Source organism: Mesorhizobium sp. LNHC221B00, from assembly GCF_000502935.1.
GTDB classification, from domain to species: Bacteria; Pseudomonadota; Alphaproteobacteria; order Rhizobiales; family Rhizobiaceae; genus Mesorhizobium; species Mesorhizobium opportunistum.
Genome location: NZ_AYWR01000039.1, coordinates 1 through 18,448 on the forward strand (window position 1 = coordinate 1; position 18,448 = coordinate 18,448).

The 18,448-nt window shown below is 64.4% G+C and carries 17 protein-coding genes and 2 pseudogenes; 12 read left to right on the top strand and 7 right to left on the bottom strand.

Annotated features, from left to right (window positions below; all coding sequences use genetic code 11):
* Window positions 1-132: 132 nt before the first annotated feature.
* A complete protein-coding gene (locus X741_RS137940) occupies window positions 133-345 on the bottom strand; it encodes a 4-oxalocrotonate tautomerase family protein (protein ID WP_023767238.1) in 213 nt (70 codons plus the stop codon).
* A gap of 85 nt (window positions 346-430) precedes the next feature.
* Window positions 431-1,171 (bottom strand): SDR family oxidoreductase, encoded by a 741-nt coding sequence (locus tag X741_RS137935; protein WP_023780693.1) that lies wholly within the window; start codon window positions 1,169-1,171, stop codon window positions 431-433.
* Window positions 1,172-1,275: 104 nt separating this feature from the next.
* Here X741_RS137935 and X741_RS137930 point away from each other — a divergent pair, with 104 nt between their 5' ends.
* The gene (locus X741_RS137930; protein WP_023780694.1) at window positions 1,276-2,169 is read left to right on the top strand and encodes a LysR family transcriptional regulator; all 894 of its coding nucleotides are present in this window, start codon (window positions 1,276-1,278) and stop codon (window positions 2,167-2,169) included.
* Window positions 2,170-2,355: 186 nt separating this feature from the next.
* On the opposite strand, the gene X741_RS137925 is transcribed toward X741_RS137930, so the two are convergent.
* On the bottom strand, window positions 2,356-3,189 hold the full coding sequence (locus tag X741_RS137925; RefSeq protein WP_051410541.1) for an inositol monophosphatase: 834 nt from the start codon (window positions 3,187-3,189) through the stop codon (window positions 2,356-2,358).
* Between the two features lie 205 nt (window positions 3,190-3,394).
* On the opposite strand from X741_RS137925, the gene X741_RS137920 reads away from it, so the two are divergent.
* The 5 genes from X741_RS137920 (at window position 3,395) to htpG (ending at window position 9,682) form a co-directional block, all read left to right on the top strand.
* The gene (locus X741_RS137920) at window positions 3,395-4,420 is read left to right on the top strand and encodes a substrate-binding domain-containing protein (protein WP_023780697.1); all 1,026 of its coding nucleotides are present in this window, start codon (window positions 3,395-3,397) and stop codon (window positions 4,418-4,420) included.
* Between the two features lie 37 nt (window positions 4,421-4,457).
* Window positions 4,458-4,643 (top strand): hypothetical protein, encoded by a 186-nt coding sequence (locus X741_RS137915; RefSeq protein WP_023780698.1) that lies wholly within the window; start codon window positions 4,458-4,460, stop codon window positions 4,641-4,643.
* A gap of 120 nt (window positions 4,644-4,763) precedes the next feature.
* A complete protein-coding gene (locus X741_RS137910) occupies window positions 4,764-6,419 on the top strand; it encodes an acyl-CoA synthetase (RefSeq protein WP_023780699.1) in 1,656 nt (551 codons plus the stop codon).
* A 69-nt stretch (window positions 6,420-6,488) separates the two neighbouring features.
* Window positions 6,489-7,376: a hypothetical protein gene (locus X741_RS137905; RefSeq protein WP_013894355.1), complete on the top strand. Its 888-nt coding sequence runs from the start codon at window positions 6,489-6,491 to the stop codon at window positions 7,374-7,376.
* 419 nt (window positions 7,377-7,795) lie between these two features.
* The gene (gene htpG / locus X741_RS137900; RefSeq protein ID WP_023780700.1) at window positions 7,796-9,682 is read left to right on the top strand and encodes a molecular chaperone HtpG; all 1,887 of its coding nucleotides are present in this window, start codon (window positions 7,796-7,798) and stop codon (window positions 9,680-9,682) included.
* A gap of 42 nt (window positions 9,683-9,724) precedes the next feature.
* On the opposite strand, the gene X741_RS137895 is transcribed toward htpG, so the two are convergent.
* Window positions 9,725-10,264 (bottom strand): class I SAM-dependent methyltransferase, encoded by a 540-nt coding sequence (locus tag X741_RS137895; protein WP_023780701.1) that lies wholly within the window; start codon window positions 10,262-10,264, stop codon window positions 9,725-9,727.
* A 314-nt stretch (window positions 10,265-10,578) separates the two neighbouring features.
* On the opposite strand from X741_RS137895, the gene X741_RS137890 reads away from it, so the two are divergent.
* From X741_RS137890 to X741_RS137880, 4 genes and pseudogenes are all read left to right on the top strand, one after another.
* Window positions 10,579-12,117: an alpha/beta hydrolase gene (locus X741_RS137890; RefSeq protein ID WP_031250684.1), complete on the top strand. Its 1,539-nt coding sequence runs from the start codon at window positions 10,579-10,581 to the stop codon at window positions 12,115-12,117.
* Between the two features lie 73 nt (window positions 12,118-12,190).
* Window positions 12,191-12,335 (top strand): annotated as a pseudogene (locus X741_RS1000000171730) (hypothetical protein); the annotation flags it as partial.
* 97 nt (window positions 12,336-12,432) lie between these two features.
* Window positions 12,433-13,137, top strand: coding sequence for a hypothetical protein (locus X741_RS137885; protein WP_023780703.1), 705 nt, complete (start codon window positions 12,433-12,435; stop codon window positions 13,135-13,137).
* Window positions 13,138-13,277: 140 nt separating this feature from the next.
* Window positions 13,278-13,925, top strand: coding sequence for a glutathione S-transferase family protein (locus X741_RS137880; protein WP_023780704.1), 648 nt, complete (start codon window positions 13,278-13,280; stop codon window positions 13,923-13,925).
* Window positions 13,926-14,008: 83 nt separating this feature from the next.
* Here the strand turns inward: X741_RS137880 and fusA are convergent.
* Window positions 14,009-14,875 (bottom strand): annotated as a pseudogene (fusA, locus tag X741_RS137875) (elongation factor G); the annotation flags it as partial.
* 83 nt (window positions 14,876-14,958) lie between these two features.
* Complete coding sequence (locus X741_RS137870) at window positions 14,959-15,321, bottom strand: hypothetical protein (RefSeq protein ID WP_023780706.1); 363 nt, start codon at window positions 15,319-15,321, stop codon at window positions 14,959-14,961.
* 275 nt (window positions 15,322-15,596) lie between these two features.
* On the opposite strand from X741_RS137870, the gene X741_RS137865 reads away from it, so the two are divergent.
* Complete coding sequence (locus X741_RS137865; RefSeq protein WP_023767223.1) at window positions 15,597-16,037, top strand: hypothetical protein; 441 nt, start codon at window positions 15,597-15,599, stop codon at window positions 16,035-16,037.
* An 8-nt stretch (window positions 16,038-16,045) separates the two neighbouring features.
* Here X741_RS137865 and X741_RS137860 read toward each other — a convergent pair whose 3' ends face one another.
* Entirely contained in the window at window positions 16,046-17,668 is a 1,623-nt protein-coding gene (locus tag X741_RS137860; protein WP_023780707.1) for an ABC-F family ATP-binding cassette domain-containing protein, read from the bottom strand.
* Window positions 17,669-18,032: 364 nt separating this feature from the next.
* Here X741_RS137860 and X741_RS137855 point away from each other — a divergent pair, with 364 nt between their 5' ends.
* Complete coding sequence (locus X741_RS137855; protein ID WP_031250687.1) at window positions 18,033-18,344, top strand: hypothetical protein; 312 nt, start codon at window positions 18,033-18,035, stop codon at window positions 18,342-18,344.
* Window positions 18,345-18,448 lie beyond the last annotated feature (104 nt).

Below are 18,448 nucleotides of genomic sequence, written 5' to 3' on the forward strand. Positions count from 1 at the left end.
ACAAACGACTCAAAGCACGATGGGCCGATCAAGACCTGCTCAGCCTCTTTACTCATATGCGATAGCCCTACCCTTGTGGGGAGGTCGGACCGAAGGTCCGTGTGGGGGTACTGGCGCAAACCTTTCCCGGAGCTACTCCTTGGCGCGATAGGCTTCCGGCACGACGAACACTTCGTCGGCGCGACCATAGCCGCCGTCGGCGACCTCCTCGACCAGCACCATCGTGTAGGGCCGTACGCCCTCGCCGAAAAAGTCGACGAACATGGCGGTGATCCGATGGATGAGGTCTTCCTTCTGGGCCTTGGAGAGGGCCGCCTGCGGCATCTTGATGTTGGCGAATGGCATGATCGTTTCCTTTTGTGTTGAAGTTGGATCAGGTTTTGGGATGGAGCAGCCGTCGGGCGGCTGGAGACGCCGTCGACAGCCTCCTTCAGATCACGCCGCCATTGGCGCGGATGATTTGCCCGTTGACCCAGAAGCTGTCCGGCCCGGCCAGGAACGAGACCACGCCGGCGATGTCGTCGGGCTGGCCGAGCCGGCCGAGCGGAATCATCTTGCCGATCGCCTCGATCTGCGCCGCGCTCTTGCCGTCCGTGAACAGCGCCGTCTCGACCGGTCCGGGCGCCACCGCGTTGACGGTGATACGGCGCGCGCCAAGCTCCTTGGCCAGGATGTGCGTCATCGCCTCGACCGCCGCCTTGGTGGCAGCGTAGACACCATAACCCGGCTGATAGAGGCCGACGACGCTGCTGGAGAATGAGATGATGCGGCCACCATCACGAAGCCGCCGCGCGCCTTCGCGCATTCCACGGAACACGCCGCCGAGATTGGTGGCGACCTGGTTGTCGAAGGAGGCGTCATCGGTCTCGGCGACCGGCGAAAGCTTCATGATGCCAGCATTGTTGACGAGAATGTCGACGCCGCCGAACGCCTGTTCACCGGCATCGAAAAGCATGGCGATACCAGCCGGATCGGCGATGTTGGCCTGGACAGCGATTGCCTTGCCGCCACCGGCTTCAATGGCGCTGACGACCGCTTCGGCCTCGGTGCGGCCTCGCGAGTAGTTGACGACGACGGCCATGCCGTCGCGGGCTAGCCGCTGCGTGATCGCTGCGCCGACGCCCTTGGAAGCGCCGGTTACGATCGCAGCTCTGGTCGGAATGGGTGTCATGGAAGTCTCTCCGTGTTGTCGGTGACACGGGATATAGACCATGCCATCTTCCGGACAATCAGCTTCCTATTGACATCACTATTCGGAATTTGCGAACAAAGACCATGGATCGCCTGGACACGATGCGGCTCTTCGTTCGCGTTCTCGAGCGACGCAGCTTCACCGCTGCCGCCGCCGATCTCGGCCTGCCCCGTTCAACCGCCACGGAAGCGATCCGGCGGCTGGAAGAACATCTCGGCGCGCGGCTCCTGGAACGCACGACGCGGCAGGTGAATGCCACGCAGGATGGCGAGGCCTATTACCGGCGCTGCCTGTCGATCCTGGCCGAAATCGAGGATGCGGAAGCCGCCTTCCGCAATGCCGAGCCATTCGGCCTGCTGCGCATCGACGCCAGCACGCTGCTCACCCGGACATTTCTTCTGCCGCGCTTGCCAGAATTCCTCACCCGCCATCCCCGCATCGACCTGCAGATCGGCCAGAGCGACCGGCTGGTCGATCTGGTGCGCGAGGGCGTCGATTGCGTCATCCGCGTCGGCGAGCCGCCTGACAGCGGCATGATCATGCGGCGGCTGGCAATGATCCGCGAGATGACCTGCGCCAGTCCCGCCTATCTCGAACGCCATGGCACCCCGGCCTCCCCCGACGCGCTCGAAGGCCATCAGGCGGTCGGCTTCGTGTCGTCGCGCACCGGCGAGGTGCTGCCATTCGAATTCACCGTCGGCGGCAAGACCCGCGAAGTCAGGCTGCCGGGCCGCGTCGCCGCCAACAATTCCGACACCGCCGCCGACCTGGCCAGGCTTGGCCTCGGCCTCATCCAGGCCCCACGCTATCGCTTCGAAAAGGATCTTGCCGACGGCACGCTCATCGAGGTGCTGGCCGACTATCCGCCCTCTCCGACGCCACTGTCGGCGCTCTACCCGCAGAACCGGCAGCTTTCGCCCCGGCTGCGCATCTTCCTCGACTGGGCCGCGCGCATCTTCGCCGAGGCGAACCTCTAGGGGTGAGATCCAGCCCTATTCGCCGGCGATCAGCACGACCTTTGCCGGGTCGAAATCGATGCCGACGACGGTTCCTTCCGCCACGGCGGGCGAATGGCGAGTGCCGCGAGACCAAGCCATGCCCTGCCCCGCCTGCGATCAAATGGACCTTTCATCGATATTCCTCCCTTTAATTGCTCCTGAAATTCAACCGTCGTCGAGCGGCACTCCGATCACCTGGGACAGTGTCGCCGCCACGCCTGGTGCTGCGGCAAGCACGGGATTGCCCTTCGTCATGCCCTCGCCGTCGAGGAACCGGTTCACCCGGCCCCCGGCCTCCTCCACCAGAAGCAATCCGGCCAGGCAGTCCCACGAATTGATGTGAAGTTCGGCGTAGGCGTCCGAGCGGCCGTCGGCGACATAGGCCAGCCCAAGCGCTCCCGAGCCGGAGCGCCGCACATTGGCGCCGAGCGACCAGACCAGCGCGACCTTGTCCAGATAGACGCGGTTCGGGATCCTGGGCGACCAGCCGAACTCGACAAAGGCGCGGTCGAAAGCTTGCGTCGGTGAAACATGGATCGCCGCGCCGTTGCGCGTCGCGCCACGTCCGCGACGGGCAAAATACGTCTCGCCGACGGCCGGATTGGCGATGCCGCCGATCTCGCTGCGGCCGTCCTGGACGAAGGCGATGGAGATGCAGAAATGCGGAATGCCGCGCATGAAATTGGCGGTGCCGTCGATCGGGTCGACCACCCACACGCGGGCCGAGCAGGTGCCGCCGGTCTCCTCGCCCAGGAACCCGTCCTGCGGAAAGGCCTCGGCCAGCGTCGCGCGGATGTGCTCCTCGACCTTGCCGTCGGTTTCGGTGAGAAAATCCTGCGGCCCTTTCATCGCCACCGGCTGGGTGGCGTCGAGCCTTGAGTATCCCTCCATCGCCAACTCTCCCGCCGAGGCGAGCAGTTTGCGGCAGACATCGGCACGCCTGTCCATTTCGGCATCGGACAGCCGGTCCGCCCCGGGATGCGCCACTGCCGTGCTCATGCAGCCGGTCCGGACAATCGCATCCTCAATGCCGTCGTCGCTGAAATGGACAGGATAATCCTCCAATGCCGCTCTTGTTGCACGGCTGTGCAAAGCTGTTTCATTCAGACGCAGGTGTCAAGTACGGCAGTGGCAATAGGTCAGAACGTGCGCTATGTTGCACGGCCGTGCAAGGAATCACGAGAAACAGCAGCGAGTCGTTCGCTTGACCGTCCAGAGAGCCCGCAACGGTTTTTCCAGCGCCCAGCAGGTCGCCGACCTCGCCGGCGTTTCACGTTCGGCCGTGTCGCGAACCTTCACCCCCGGCGCCAGCGTCTCGGAAGAAACCCGCGAGCGTGTGCTGCAGGCGGCCGAGCAGCTCGGCTATCACGTCAACCATCTGGCACGCGGCCTGATGCGGGCCTCTACCGGCATCGTCTGCCTTATCGTTGCCGACGGCGACACGCCCTATCACGCCCGGCTGCAGCGGATGCTGACGCAGCATCTGCGGGATGCCGGCAAGGTGGCCATGGTGTTCAACACCTCCGGCCCCAGCCACCATGTCGATCAGGCATTGCGCAACACGCTGAATTATCGCGCCGATGCGAGCATCGTGCTGTCCGGTTCGCCGCCGCAAGTCCTGATCCGCACCTGTCTCGAAAACGGCCAGCGGCTGATCCTGATCAATCGCGACGACCGCTTCGACGGGCCGCACAACATCGGCGTCGACAACGCCGCAGCCGCCGAGGCGGCATTGCACGCTTTCATCCGCGCCGGTTGCACGAGGCCTGCCCTGGTCACGTCGGCCGCCGGCACACCCAGCCTTCTGGCTCGCGAGACGGCTTTCATCGCCGCCGCGCGGAAGGAAGGGCTGGAGGTGATCCTGTGGCGCGAGGGACGCACCGGCTATGCAACCGGCGTCGAGGGCGCCAGGCGCCTGTTTTCCGGCCGGCAGCGTCCTGATGCGGCGTTCTGCGTCACCGACCTCATTGCCTGCGGCTTCCTGGACGCGGCGCGCCATGAGTTCGGCATCAGCGTACCGCGCGATCTTTGCGTCATCGGCTTCGACGATATTGAGCAGGCCGACTGGGCTTCGTACCGGCTGACGACGTTCGCACCACCCATCGAGGAAATCGCCACGCACGCCGTGCGGCTGGCCACCGGTGCGCGGGAAGAAGGCGGTGCCGGCAGCCGTATGATCTACCATGCCCCGATGATCTGGCGTGGCACCCTAAGGCCGGGGCAGAGCTGATGCGAAGCATGCCTCGACCAGATTGGGATGCGCACTGATGCCAAAGAAGAAGGCCATGAAGATGCGTAATACGGCAAGACCGGTCGAGGTCACGGTGAGCCCCGAGATCCGGCGGATGATGCGCAAGTTCGGCCTGACCGAGGAAGAGGCGCTGCGCATGATGCGCGAGGGCAACGCCGCCCTCTATGGCTCCAGCGCCGGACACGGCCGGCAAGGATCCTAGCTCCGCCCGTTCTTCTGCCTGCACAATCGGCTTCCTTCATTGCCCATCCACGCCATCTGATGTCATTGTCGCCGCGACGGCGCTCCGTGGGGAGATGTGGCGCCGCCAGGGAGGACTGCCATGACCAGGACCGGCTTGCCGCGCTACGACGACGCTGTTTCACGCTTTCGCATCGAAGATGAGATCGCCAGGCTCGACGGCGACCCGGCGACCGGCATCAATGCCTATGTCGAATGCTGCGGCCGCCATACCGGCAGCAACCGTCTGGCGCTGCGCGCGATCTCGGCCGGCGGCGAGCTCAGGCAATTCAGCTTCGACGATCTGGCCGATATGTCGGGCCGCGTCGGCAACCTGCTCAAGGATTTGGGCGTCGGCCCCGGCGATGTCGTCGCCGGCATGCTGCCGCGCATTCCCGAACTGGTGGCGTTGATCCTCGGCACCTGGCGCATCGGTGCCGTCTACCAGCCGCTGTTCACCGCATTCGGCCCAAAGGCGATCGAACATCGGCTCGGCTACAGCGGGGCGAAACTGGTGGTGACCAATCCAGCCAATCGCGGCAAGCTCGACGAGATCGAGAGCTGCCCGCGCGTGGCAACCATTCTCGACCGCGACGACACCTTGCCCCAAGGCGACACCGATTTTCGTGCCGCCATTGCCGCCGTCTCGCCCGACTGTGAGCCGGTGATGCGCAAGGGTTCTGATCTATTCATGATGATGTCGACCTCGGGCACGACAGGCCTGCCCAAGGGCGTGCCGGTGCCGCTCGGTGCGCTGCAGGCCTTCGGCGCCTATATGCGTGACGCGATCGGACTTCGTCCCGACGACATCTTCTGGAACATCGCCGATCCCGGCTGGGCCTACGGCCTCTATTATGCCGTCACTGGCCCCCTGCAGCTTGGCATCGCCACGACCTTCAACGAAGGTCCCTTCAATGCCAGGAGCACCTATGAGGTCATCGAGCGGCTCGGCGTCACCAGCCTGGCCGGTTCGCCCACCGCCTTCCGCCTGCTGCTCGCCGAAGGTCCCGCCGCCGCCGCCCGCATCAAGGGCCGGCTGCGCGTGGTGAGCAGCGCCGGCGAACCGCTCAACCCGGAGGTGATCCGCTGGTTCGACGCCCACCTCGGTGCGCCCATCCACGATCATTACGGCCAGACCGAGAACGGAATGATGGTCAACAATCACCACGGCCTCGCGCATCCTGTCCGCGCGGGCTCTGCCGGCTTTGCCATGCCCGGCTACCGCATGGTGGTGCTGGACGAGGCCGGCAACGAGCTCGGCCCCAACCAGCCTGGCATCCTTGCCGTCGACATCGCCAACTCGCCGCTGCGCTGGTTCGATGGCTACCACCAGGCCGAAACGCCGGCGATCACGGGCGGCTACTACCGCACCGGCGACACGGTGGAATACGAGCCGGACGGCTCGGTCTCCTTCATCGGCCGCGCCGACGACGTCATCACCTCATCGGGTTACCGCATCGGCCCCTTCGATGTCGAAAGCGCGCTGATCGAACATCCTGCGGTCAACGAGGCCGCCGTGGTTGGTGTGCCCGATCCGCAGCGCACCGAGATCGTCAAGGCCTTCGTAATCCTGGCGCCCGCTTACAAGGGCAGCGAGGCGCTCGCCGAGGAACTGGCGCAGCATGTCCGCAAGCGGCTTTCTGCGCATGCCTATCCGCGCGAAATCGATTTCGTGACGGAATTGCCGAAGACGCCGAGCGGCAAGATCCAGCGCTTCCTGCTGAGGAAGGCGGAGGTGGAGAAGCGAAAGCAAACCTGACCATGTTTTCACCATGCTCGTTGCACAATGTCTTCCGCACAACACCCTGGAACTGGAGAGATTCCCATCATGCGGCTGGTCTGGACGGTCATGTTCGCGCTGGCGAGCAGCGCGGCTTTCGCGGCATCGCCGGAGGACGACTATATTGCCGCGCGCGACAAGGCGATTGCAGCCATCGCGGCGCTCAACAGCGCGAACGCTCCCGTGGAAGACCTCGATGCCGCCGATGCCAAGGCGCGGACCGATCTCCAAGGGCGCCTCTCCGCACTTCTCGGCCCCCTGGCGGTCAAGGATTTCCCGGCAACCGGCACCATCAATCTGGAAAGCCTGAGCGACGCCGATGTCGGATATGGCATGCTCGACGGGCTGCGATACACCAAGAGCGATGACGGCCCGAGCCTCTTGGCAACGACGCGGGGTCTGCTCGACCGCTGGCTTCAGGCCCGGTCCGCCGAGACCGACGCCGCGCTCAAACTGCCCACCGATATCAACGAAGCGCTGAAGCTCGACGCCTTCTACACCCAGGCGATCAACAGCGACGCCGCCTTCCTGGGCACGCTCGATTTTCCGCTGAAGAAGCCTGATGGCGCCGACATCGCCATTGCGCGGCTCGGCGGCTGGACGCAGGATGTCGGCCCGATCTACGAGCAGCAGGTCGTCGTCACGCTGGTCAAGGGCAGCAGCGTCATGATTGCCTCGGCGCCCGCCACACCACCTGTTCCCAAGATCGCGGCCTGCGAGGCCTTGTGGACGGCGGCGGACGAAGCCGCCCAGAAACTCGCCGCGCAGGCGTCCGGGCAGCAGGACGAAACGGCCTATGATGCCGCCAATGCCGCCTGGGAAAAAGGCGACGGCGACTATCGCAAATGCATGGGCGAACAGTTGCCGAAAGACGCGGCCTTCCCGGCTCTGGTCGGCGAGGCGCAGGCGCTTGCCGACCAGATGGCGGGGAAGTAGCGCGCGGCACGGACGCTGCCAATCTCCCCACTCGTGGGGGGTGAGGAGCGGCCCGCGCAGCGGACGGAAAGCCAATTGCTGGGCTTTCCGAGCGACGAACGCCGGCAGGCCAGAGGGGGCGCCGTAGGGCGCCAACCTCATCGGTGCGAGAGAACGCATCGCGACGACGGATGGACTGGAAGAGTCGGCGGGACAGCGCCCCCCTCTGCCCTGCCGGGCATCTCCCCCACTAGGGGGGAGATTGGCAGTTTTGCCGCCGGCGCCCAGTTTCTCAGCCTCTTGTCACTCTCCCATTCCATCACGATATTGTCGTGGCGCTGGCAACTGCCGAGTTGCCAGCGTTATTGAAAATGGTTGAAAGGGACATCCCGAACGCGCTACCGCGCGGCGGGCGGATGAACAGCGTGGGAAAAATCTGAATGACGACCGATACGAAAGCGACGGAAACCAGGGCGTTCGAGGCGGATGTTTCGCGGCTGCTGCACATGATGGTGCACTCGGTCTATTCCGATAAGGACGTCTTCCTGCGCGAGCTGATTTCCAATGCCGCCGACGCCTGCGAGAAGCTGCGTTTCGAGGCCGTCAGCCGGCCTGAGTTGCTGGCCGATGACCCCAAGCCACGCATCTCGATTTCGGCCGATCCCGACAACAAGCAGATCACCGTCGAAGACAACGGCATCGGCATGAGCCGCGACGACATGGCCGAGGCCCTTGGCACGATCGCGCGGTCGGGCACGCGCGCTTTCATCGAGCGGGTTGGTTCCAGCACCGAAGACACCCAGCTCATCGGCCAGTTCGGCGTCGGCTTCTACTCCGCTTTCATGGTGGCCGACCGCGTCGACGTCGTCAGCCGGCTGGCGGGAAGCGAGGAAGCCTGGCGCTGGTCGTCCGACGGCAAGGGCTCCTACGAGATCGCGCCCGCCCCGCTCGAAGCCGCCCCCAGGCGCGGCACCCGCGTCGTGCTGCATCTGATGGACGATGCCGTCTCCTACACCGGATCCTACCGGCTCGAGCAGCTGGCCAAATCGCAATCGGGCCATGTGCCGGTGCCGATCACGCTGGTCGAAAAACCCGGCGCAGAGGCGCGCGACATCGCCGATGGTACGGCTCTCTGGGTCAGGCCGAAGAGCGAGATCAAGCCCGAGGAATACACTGATTTCTACCGTGGCGTATCGGGCCAGTATGACGAGCCGGCCGCCACCATCCACTTCCGCGCCGAAGGCCGGCAGGAATACTCAGTGCTTGCCTTCGTGCCCGGCTCGCGCCCGTTCGATCTCTTCGACCAGGACCGCAAGGGCCGCATGAAGCTCTATGTGCGCCGCGTCTTCATCACCGACGATGCCGACCTCCTGCCGCGCTATTTGCGCTTCGTGCGCGGGCTGGTCGATTCCGCCGATCTGCCGCTCAACGTTTCGCGCGAGATGATCCAGGAAAGCCCGCTGCTGGCCGCGATCCGCAAGGGCCTGACCAATCGCGTGCTCGGCGATCTCGTCAAGCTGGCCGAGAATGAGGCGGAAGCATACGCGAAGATCTGGGAGAATTTCGGCGTCGTCCTCAAGGAAGGGCTCTACGAGGACCATGAGCGCCGCGAGCAATTGCTGAAGCTTGCCCGCTTCCGCTCGACCGGTTCGGGCGAAGGCTGGCGCGGGCTTGCCGACTATGTCGCGGCGATGAAGGAAGGCCAGAAAGCGATCTTCTTCATGGCCGGCGACGACCGCGCGCGGCTCGAAGCCTCGCCGCAACTCGAAGGGTTCAGGGCACGCGGCATCGAGGTGCTGCTTTTGACGGATCCGGTCGACAGCTTCTGGGTGACGATGGCGCCGGACTTCGACGGCAAGCCGTTCAAGTCGGTGACGCAGGGCGTGGCGGAGCTGTCGGATATTCCGCTGCCCGATGACGCCGCCAAGCCGGACACGGCAACGACACCGGAAGTCGAGGGCTTCCTGGCCTTAGTCAAGGCGGCGCTCGGCGACGCCGTCTCGGACGTCAAGGCATCAGATCGCCTGACCGAAAGCGCCGTCTGCCTGGTCGCGCCCGAACATGGCCCCGACCGTCAGTTCGAGCGGTTGCTCAATGCCGCCGGCCGCCTCGACAAGGCGGCGAAGCCGATCCTGGAAATCAATCCGCGGCACCAGCGCGTGCTGGCGCTCGCCGGCCTTGGCGAGGACGAACAGGCCTTCAAGGACGATGCGGCCCATCTCCTCTATGACGAGGCGCGCGTGCTCGACGGCGACAAGCCGGCCGACGCCAGGGCGTTTTCCGATCGCCTTGCCCGGCTGATCGCACGCGGCATTTCGAAGGGCTGAGCCCACGCTCAGCGCGACTTGATCGCCAAGCTTCGGCGGCGATCAACCTGCCGGCGCCGCCACGCCGGCGTGGTGGCTTCCCAATTGCCAGAAGGGCAGCGGAAACCGCCTGCGCTCTTCTTCGATAAGGTGGAAGCCCGCCCCGCGGATCAGGCCCAACGGATCGCGGTTGAGGTGACAGCCGCCGGCGAGCCGCCCCCACAGGCGGTTCAGGCGCTCCTGCCACCTGCGGCAACGCGGCCCCTCGGCCTGGCCGTGCTCGATGAAGATCAGCCGCCCCGTTGGCTTCAGGACGCGCCGGATTTCGCTCAGCGCCGCCTCGGGGTCCGGAATGGTACAAAATGCATAGGTGACGACGACCGTATCGGCGCAGGCATCGGCCAATGGCAGGCTTTCGCCGCCGGCCCGCAGGCATTCGACATCGAATGGCGAGGAGCGGCACTTCGGTCCGGCCAAGCCGAGCATCGTGCCGTCCGGATCGACGCCGACCAGCCGCTTCACCCGGGCGGCGTCGTAGTAGGGAAGGTTCAGGCCCGACCCGAAGCCGACTTCGACGACGATGCCCTCTGCCCGCGGGATCATGCGCCTTCGCATATGCGCGAATGCATTCGCCGAACAGCCGGCGTGGACGAAGTAGGGAGCAACGCAGCTTGCGTACCAGGAGAAACAGGATTGGCACATGTGTCAGCCTCCCTGCCGTATGGTTGCGGCACCGACAGGGGTGCCGGCATCGACCTCGAACGTAGAGTGATGGGTGAACGTATTGACCAGTGGCATTTCTCGCTCCAAGGGAGTCTCCTGATCGGGCCCAATCGGCCCGGCGTCGTGGGGTAGATAGAAGGCCGGCGTCCCCTCAACGTCCTCTCAAACCCCTTCGGCGGCCGCACACGGTTTCGATGGAACGATTGGCGTTCCGATTTCTGGGGTTTCCGGAGTTCCGCCTGAACGGGCGGCGGGTGGAGCTTGCCTTGCGCAAGGCGGCTGCGCTCCTGGTCTATCTCGCGGAGGCCGGCGGACCCGTGGCGCGCGACATCGCCGCCACGCTTCTGTGGCCTGAAACCGACGAAGAATCCGCACGGGCACGCCTTCGCCGCACACTGTATAAAATCCGCATCGCTTTCGGCAGCGAGGTCATCGCCGCCACCGGAGCATCGCTCGTCCTGCACCCTGAGCTGTCGGTCGAGGTCGACTCCAGCTTTTTCGAACATGCCTGCAATGTCGGCCCCCTCGACGCGGCGGCCGATACATACCAGAGCGACTATCTCGCCGGCTTCTCAATTCCGGATTGTCCGGAATTCGAGGAGTGGGTCTTCTTCAGGCGCGAGGCCTTGCGCAGCCGCCTGGTGCAGGTGCTGGAACGGCTGGTCGAAGCCAAGATCGCCGATGGTGAGCCCCGCGCTGCCGTCGTGAACGCGGCACGCCTGGCCGGACTGGATCCCCTGAGCGAAAGCGCGCACCGTCACCTGATCCGTGCCCATCTGGCGGCCGGAGACAGGGCGGCGGCCGAGCGCCAGGTCGAATCCTGCGTGCGGCTGCTGAGGGATGAACTCGGCGTCGCGCCGGACCCCGCCACCCTTGCCCTGCTGCAGCAGCCAACGCACGATGCCGCCGTCCCCGCAACGCGCTACGTCGAAGTCGACGGCATCCATATCGCCTATCAGATCGTCGGCACCGGCCCGATGGATATCGTGCTTGTTCCCGGCTTCATTTCACATGTCGAGCGCGTTTGGGAGGACGGACGCTGTCGCGCCTGGCTCAACTCGGTTTCGCGGCTAGGCCGCCTGATCCTGTTCGACCGGCGCGGCATGGGGCTTTCCGACCGCGTCGGCGCCCGCCCCACCGTGGAAGCGACGGCGCAGGATATTCTGGCGGTCATGAATGCGGCAGGAAGCCGTCGCGCCCTGCTCATCGGCGCCTCGGAGGGTGGACCGGGTTGTATCCGTTTTGCCGTGGATCACCCCGATCGCCTCAGCGGCCTTGTCCTTTGGGGCTCGCTCGCGAGAGGCAGCCACGCCCCCGACTATCCCTTCGCCCTGACCCTCGCGCAATACGATCTGTGGAAGCAACGCCTGCTCGCCGGCTGGGGTGGTCCGGCGGAGATCGAAACCTTCGCGCCGAGTCTCGCCGGTGACCGCCAGGTTCGGACCTGGTGGGCCGGACTGCTCAGGGCGGCCTCCAGTCCCGGCGCGGTCGCGGGTCTGTTGGAGGCACTGCGTGATACCGATGTCCGTCATCTCCTGGCAAAGGTCTCGGCCCGGACGATGGTGCTGCACCGCACCGGCGACCGCGCCGTGCGCATCGAGGCCGGGCGGTTCCTCGCCGCCCGGATCCCGGGCGCACGGTTCATCGAGGTCGCCGGTGACGACCACTGGTTCTGGGTCGGCGACCAACAGCCGCTGCTCGACAGCATCGGCGCGTTCGCACGAAGCGGCTGATCGCCAGTCGCCGATCCAGCCACGCTCGCCATCCAGAAAATCGTCGAGTTCGCCCTGTCGCGGATCAGCCACCTATGTCGCCGGCGACGCCAAGGAGCGGTTGAGCCTAAGCGCCCAGCTCGTGCGCCCCGATGGCATCGTCGCCTGGGCTACCGACGACGAGCCTGACCTGAAGGAGGCCGCTCGGGCGGCGTCGCGCTGGGTTTGGTGAAGAATAGGTGCATGTGCGTGCCAAAGGAACTGTTGAGCCTGATCTCGGTTGTCTGCTGTGCGAACTGCCGTTCCACGAAGGCAGCTGATGAGCGAACATGAAGCATGGCAGACAAGAAGCGCGTTTCCCTGCGAAAGGTCCTGAGCGGCATCGTCGCAATGACTACCGCTCCTGATCCCCAAGCCGAGCGCGACAAGAGCAGCATCGCGTCACTGGTTGCGGAATGGCCGCTGCCGCCATCGGCAACGCTCGGTTCTGCTTTGCGCCTGAAGGGCATCGAACGCGAGATTCGAGCCCGCCTGCCGTGGGCAGTGCGGAAGTTTGCCAAGGCTGAGACCGGCCGCGTCGTATTGCGCATGCTGAAGACCGACGCGGACGCATTCCAGGTCGCCTCCGCAACCATTTCCAGGAGGCTGGAAGGGATCGAAACTCTGGCCGTGCTTCCGCGAGAAGCAGAAGACATTCTCACCATCTCCGCGCGCGAACGTCACAAATGGCTGAGGGATGGCCGACTGAAAAGCATCGGCACCCGCACCGTGAAGATGCGCGGGCGATCCAAGTCCGTCACCTTCCATGTCTTCGATCCACGCCACATCGAGGACATTCTCGATCGCGACCTGGCAAGCGCCTGGCGCGAGGAAGATGCGCGGGAGGTTGCTGAAAATAGACGGCGCGGCGCCGGCAAGGCAGCGCTGACGCGAGCAGGAAAACGGGAGCCCAAGGCCCGCATCGCCAGGGAAATGGGGAGTGATGACGCTGCACAGTTGGAAGGCTGGGACACTTTCGAGGCGGAAGGGCTGTTGCGCTAGAACCGAGGACGGACCCCTTCGGTTCGGGCCATGAAATCCAAGGATCGAAAAACGAGGCAGGATGTCGGAAAACATCCCCGCCATTCGTCCTTTGGGCGCCACAAAAAACCAGACAACTGACCAACCACCGGAGCCCGCCAATGACCCCCACCATCACAGCCTTTGAACGATCGCCCGATGGCGGCAAGGGACTGGCGCGCGATACGCGCGTTCGCTGGGCGCTCGAAGAAGTGGGCCAACCCTATGAGGTTCGTCTCGTTTCCTTCGCCGGGATGAAGGCGCCCGAGCATCTGGCCATCCATCCCTTCGGCCAGATCCCCACCTATGAGGAAGGATCCCTGTGCCTGTTCGAGACCGGCTCGATCGTCTTTCATCTCGCCGAACGGCACGCCGGCCTGCTGCCTGCGGATAGCGATGCCCGCGCGCGCGCCATCACCTGGATGTTTGCCGCGCTCAACACCGTCGAGCCGCCGATCCTCGAATTGATGACGGCAAGAATATTCGAACGTGACAAGCCTTGGAGCGAAGAGCGCCTGCCGCTGGTAAAGGACCGTGTTCGCGCGACGCTGGACAAGCTCTCTGTTCACCTGGGCGCCGCCGACTGGCTCGATGGTGCGTTCAGCGCCGGCGATCTGTTGATGGTATCAGTGCTGCTGCGACTGAGAATGTCAGGCATTTTGGACGAATATGAAAACCTGGCCGCCTATGTGGCGCGCGGCGAAGCTCGGCCCGCTTATGTCAGGGCTTTCGCCGCGCAATTTGCGGTCAACGCCCCGTCAATCAGCTGAAACACCAATGCCCGACGCCTCCAGCTTGACCGCTTTTGGCGTCAACCTCGCACATTATCGCGACCACAGCGCGCGAGCGGACGTCAGGCGAACATGGCTGCTGCGGGCGGTGGGTCGCGGCCAGGCGACGGAACGGGAGCGTATCGGTCATAGAAAGCGCTCAGGCGTGCCCGCCCGTTCGAGCGCAACAAGAGTGTCTCTTCCAATTTGAACATGGTTGCGAGCGGCACAATCGCGTTGATGACAACGGCGAGGCCCTGGGTTTCCTGACCCCGGATCTGGCCACGGCGGCTGTTCAGTTCGCCGATGATGCTGGTGACATAGTCCGGAGGCGTCACCACCTCGACCTTCATGATCGGCTCGAGCAGTTGCACGCCGAGGCGCGGCGCGGCTTCGCGAAAGCAGGCGCGCCCCGCGATCTCGAAAGCCAGAGCTGAGGAATCAGTATCGTGCCAGGCCGCGTCCACCAGCGTCGCCTTGACGCCGATCATCGGAAAGCCCGCGAACGGCCCTGCCGACAGAGCGCTGCGCAGCCCCTTTTCGATGCCGGCGATGTATTCGTTCGGAACCGCACCACCGACGATACTGGACGCCAACAGCAAGTCTGGATCGTACGAGCTCGGCTCGAACACAATCTTGACGCGGGCGAACTGGCCCGTGCCGCCGAACTGCTTCTTGTGTGTGAAGTCCTGCCCATGCGTGCGGGTGATCGTCTCGCGATAAGCTACTTGCGGCGCTCCGACATTCACGTTGATCATGAACTCGCGGCGCAGGCGATCAATTATGTTGTCCAGATCATGTTCGCCTATGTGGGCGATGATGGTCTGGCCGCTCTCCTCGTCGGTCTTGACGTGGAAGGACGTATCTTCAGCCGTCAACTGCGACAAGGCGACATGCAGCTTTTCCTGATCGGCCCTCGACTTGGGCTCGATCGCCATTTGCAGCAAAGGCCCGGGCGCGGCTGGTTTTTCCATGGCGATATGCTCGCAAGTTGACCAGATGTCTGCAACGGTGCTCCGCGATGAAAGTGTGTCTACGGATATTTAGTCTGTGCGTTCGCAGGGCTGAAATCGCCTTCCAATTCCTTCGGCAGCGGAAGGCTTGAGCATTGTAGGTGCACCTCGCGGGCAAACAGCTTCCGTTGCTTCTGTTCGTGCTCCTTGGTGGCCGCGATGATCCCCAAACCGTACGGGCCAAGCGCGACGAATTCCCACCCCGGATGGTGTTTTTCGCGCGCCTCGTAGTCCGAAGCCACAGCCCGCGCCTGCTGGCATTGCGGCGACGCCCATTTCTGGTCCTGCTGCGAAAGCGACGCCCCGTAGTCAACCGGCGAGGTCGCGCATCCAGCCAGCGTCGCGGCCAATGCCGACGTCGCAATTCCCATCGCAATTCTCATCCTGAAGCTCTTCCCCTGAATCGCACCTTGAATCGCATCATCCTAAATTCCGCGCGATCGTGCCTGGCCGGCGGCTTCGCCTTGCCAATCACGTATACGCGATGTGCCGCCCTGGCGCTTGCCATAGACCTCGCTTCGTGTCGACCTTCTCGCAGCCAGATTCAAGCCATGTGCTTGGAACCAATGACGGGCGAGACTGTTCAGTTGTAACTTTGACATGACGCTGACAGCCCCGCCGATTGGGCAAAGCGGCGGCCTTTTGAGGAGCTTTCATCATGAACATTTCGTCCGGATTGCGTTCCATCGCGGTTGCCGCCATCGCCACCGCGGGCATCAGCTTTGCCAGCGCCGCGCATGCCGACAGCGGCACGATCCGCTTCGCCGTCTACAAAGCCGCCTTCTTCATCGGCGGCTCTGGCGGCGAAGGCACGCTGACCTTCCATGGCAAAACCTATCCCATCTCGGTCGGCGCCGTCTCGGGCGGCCTCGCCTTCGGCGTTTCCAAGACCTATTTCCGAGGCACCGTGCGCCATATACGGCGCGCCCGGGATGTGACCGGAGTCTACGGCGCGGCGGGCGGTGGCGGCGCGATCGGCAAAGGCGCCCAGGTGATCGTCATGACCAATGACAAGGGCGCCCAGCTCGAACTCACAGGCAGACAGGTGGGCATGCAGGTCAATGCCGATCTCAGCGGCATGAGCATCTCGCTGAAGTAGCGCCTAGTCTAGCTCCTCAGCCCCGGCGCCTCCTGCCCCGTGCGCTCGACATATTCGGTGTAGCCGCCACCATAGGTGTGGATGCCCTCCGGCGTCAGCTCCAGCACGCGGTTGGACAGGGCGGCTAGAAAATGCCGGTCGTGCGAAACGAACAGCATGGTGCCTTCATACTGCGACAGCGCCTCGATCAGCATCTGCTTGGTGGCGATGTCGAGGTGGTTGGTCGGTTCGTCCAGCACCAGGAGGTTGGGCGGATCGAACAGCATCAGCGCCATCACCAGGCGCGCCTTCTCGCCGCCTGACAGCACCCGGCACTTCTTCTCGATCTCGTCGCCGGAAAAGCCGAAGCAGCCGGCGAGCGCGCGGAGCGGCGCTTGGCCGGCCTGCGGGAAATTGTCTTCCAGCGTCTGAAACACGGTGCGCTCGCCTTCCAGCAGCTCCATGGCGTGCTGCGCGAAATAACCCATTTTCACGCTAGGCCCCCGCGCCACCGTGCCCGCGTCGGGATCAGAAGCGCCCGCCACCAGCTTCAGCAGCGTCGACTTGCCGGCGCCATTGACGCCCATGATGCACCAGCGCTCACGGCGGCGAACCTGGAAGTCGAGCCCGTCATAGATGGTACGGCTGCCATACGCCTTGTGCACGTTCTTCAAGGTCACGACATCCTCGCCGCAGCGCGGCGCCGGCTGGAACTCGAAATTCACGATCTGGCGGCGCTTGGGCGGCTCGACGCGGTCGATCTTGTCGAGTTTCTTCACCCGGCTCTGCACCTGTGCGGCATGGGAAGCGCGCGCCTTGAAGCGTTCGATGAAGGCGATCTCCTTGGCCAGCATCGCCTGCTGGCGCTCGAACTGCGCCTGCTGCTGCTTGTCGGCGATGGCGCGCTGCTGCTGGTAGAACTCATAGTTTCCCGAATAAGCGGTCAGCGAACCGGCATCGATCTCGACGATCTTGTTGACGATGCGGTTCATGAACTCGCGGTCGTGCGAGGTCATCAGCAGCGCGCCGTCGTAGCCCTTCAGGAACTGCTCCAGCCAGATCAGGCTTTCCAGGTCGAGATGGTTCGACGGTTCGTCGAGCAGCATGACGTCGGGCCGCATCAACAGGATGCGCGCCAGCGCGACGCGCATCTTCCAGCCGCCGGACAGCTTGCCGACATCGCCGTCCATCATCTCCTGCGAAAAGCCGAGACCGTCCAGCACCTCACGCGCCCGGCCGTCGAGCGCATAGCCGTCGAGCTCCTCGAAGCGATGCTGCGCTTCTCCGTACTTCTCGATGATCTCGTCCATCCGGTCGGCCTGGTCGGGGTCGGCCATGGCAGCCTCGAGTTCCGCCATTTCGGCCGCCACGTCGCTCACCGGCCCGGCGCCGTTCATCACCTCTGCGACGGCGCTGTGGCCCGCCATGTCGCCGACATCCTGGCTGAAATAGCCGATGGTGACGCCGCGATCGACCTGCACCTGGCCCTCATCCGGCTGCTCCTGGCTGGTGATCATGCGAAACAGCGTCGTCTTGCCGGCGCCATTGGGCCCGACAAGACCAATCTTCTCGCCCTTCTGCAGGGAGGCCGACGCCTCGATGAAGACAAGCTGACGGCCATTCTGCTTGCTGATGCTTTCAAGTCTGATCATGCGGTTTCCGGACTGTGCCTGCGCTGAAAGGATTTGCCCGGCGCCTTACGCGAAGGATGGCGGCAAAGGAAGAGGCACAAGCGCCGCAGTGCTTCACCCTCCCCCTTGTGGGGAGGGTCGGCGCATCGGTGTTGCGAAGCAAGGCCGGTGCGACGGGGTGGGGGTGCGGCGCCAAAGCTAAAAAGTCCCCCGCCCCGCTCCGCTGCGCGGAGCGACCTCCCCACAAGGGGGAGGGTGAGAGCCAGAAACACTCCAGAAACAAGATTCAACACGCCGGAAAAACTGGCGAAAAGATCGTCTGCGATAACCATCCCGTGGCAGCCGGACAGCGGCCGCCACACGGCGCAATGAGATGATCCCGAAAATGCAACGACGTTCAACCCGATGGATGGTTGCCCTCGCGGGCGTTTCGCTCGCCATGCTTGCGGTCGCACAGTCGGGTGCGGAAGCGGCGGTGACCCGGAGCGAATATTGCTGCCGGCTCGGTCTTCAACTCGACAGCGTCATCCAGACCCAAGCCGAGCCCCGCGCCAATCCCAATGAGATCGCCGAGGCAACGGCGCTCCAGGACAAGGCGAACCGGTTTTGTGCCGAGCGCAAGCAGGCGCAAGGCATCCGGGCCTACGCCAACGCCCTGAAACTTCTGGGCGTGACACCGGTCGATCTCAACCAGTGACAGCGACTTCTCTCTGACTTCCTCCCAGGGAAAGGCCGCCACTCGCGCAAAGCGAGAGCGACTTTGTGTGCAAGGTGCATGGTCGATCCCGGCTATGTCTCGGC

What these genes read in the sequence shown, in the direction of transcription:
- X741_RS137895 (WP_023780701.1), bottom strand. Translation starts at nt 10,264, where the DNA reads ATGATCCCGCGGGCAGAGGGCATCGTCGTCGAAGTCGGCTTCGGGTCG.
- X741_RS137860 (WP_023780707.1), bottom strand. Translation starts at nt 17,668, where the DNA reads ATGATCAGACTTGAAAGCATCAGCAAGCAGAATGGCCGTCAGCTTGTC.
- X741_RS137925 (WP_051410541.1), bottom strand. Translation starts at nt 3,189, where the DNA reads ATGAGCACGGCAGTGGCGCATCCCGGGGCGGACCGGCTGTCCGATGCC.
- X741_RS137890 (WP_031250684.1), top strand. Translation starts at nt 10,579, where the DNA reads ATGGAACGATTGGCGTTCCGATTTCTGGGGTTTCCGGAGTTCCGCCTG.
- X741_RS137855 (WP_031250687.1), top strand. Translation starts at nt 18,033, where the DNA reads ATGCAACGACGTTCAACCCGATGGATGGTTGCCCTCGCGGGCGTTTCG.
- X741_RS137905 (WP_013894355.1), top strand. Translation starts at nt 6,489, where the DNA reads ATGCGGCTGGTCTGGACGGTCATGTTCGCGCTGGCGAGCAGCGCGGCT.
- X741_RS137935 (WP_023780693.1), bottom strand. Translation starts at nt 1,171, where the DNA reads ATGACACCCATTCCGACCAGAGCTGCGATCGTAACCGGCGCTTCCAAG.
- X741_RS137865 (WP_023767223.1), top strand. Translation starts at nt 15,597, where the DNA reads ATGAACATTTCGTCCGGATTGCGTTCCATCGCGGTTGCCGCCATCGCC.
- X741_RS137915 (WP_023780698.1), top strand. Translation starts at nt 4,458, where the DNA reads ATGCCAAAGAAGAAGGCCATGAAGATGCGTAATACGGCAAGACCGGTC.
- X741_RS137940 (WP_023767238.1), bottom strand. Translation starts at nt 345, where the DNA reads ATGCCATTCGCCAACATCAAGATGCCGCAGGCGGCCCTCTCCAAGGCC.
- X741_RS137910 (WP_023780699.1), top strand. Translation starts at nt 4,764, where the DNA reads ATGACCAGGACCGGCTTGCCGCGCTACGACGACGCTGTTTCACGCTTT.
- X741_RS137870 (WP_023780706.1), bottom strand. Translation starts at nt 15,321, where the DNA reads ATGAGAATTGCGATGGGAATTGCGACGTCGGCATTGGCCGCGACGCTG.
- htpG (WP_023780700.1), top strand. Translation starts at nt 7,796, where the DNA reads ATGACGACCGATACGAAAGCGACGGAAACCAGGGCGTTCGAGGCGGAT.
- X741_RS137885 (WP_023780703.1), top strand. Translation starts at nt 12,433, where the DNA reads ATGGCAGACAAGAAGCGCGTTTCCCTGCGAAAGGTCCTGAGCGGCATC.
- X741_RS137880 (WP_023780704.1), top strand. Translation starts at nt 13,278, where the DNA reads ATGACCCCCACCATCACAGCCTTTGAACGATCGCCCGATGGCGGCAAG.
- X741_RS137930 (WP_023780694.1), top strand. Translation starts at nt 1,276, where the DNA reads ATGGATCGCCTGGACACGATGCGGCTCTTCGTTCGCGTTCTCGAGCGA.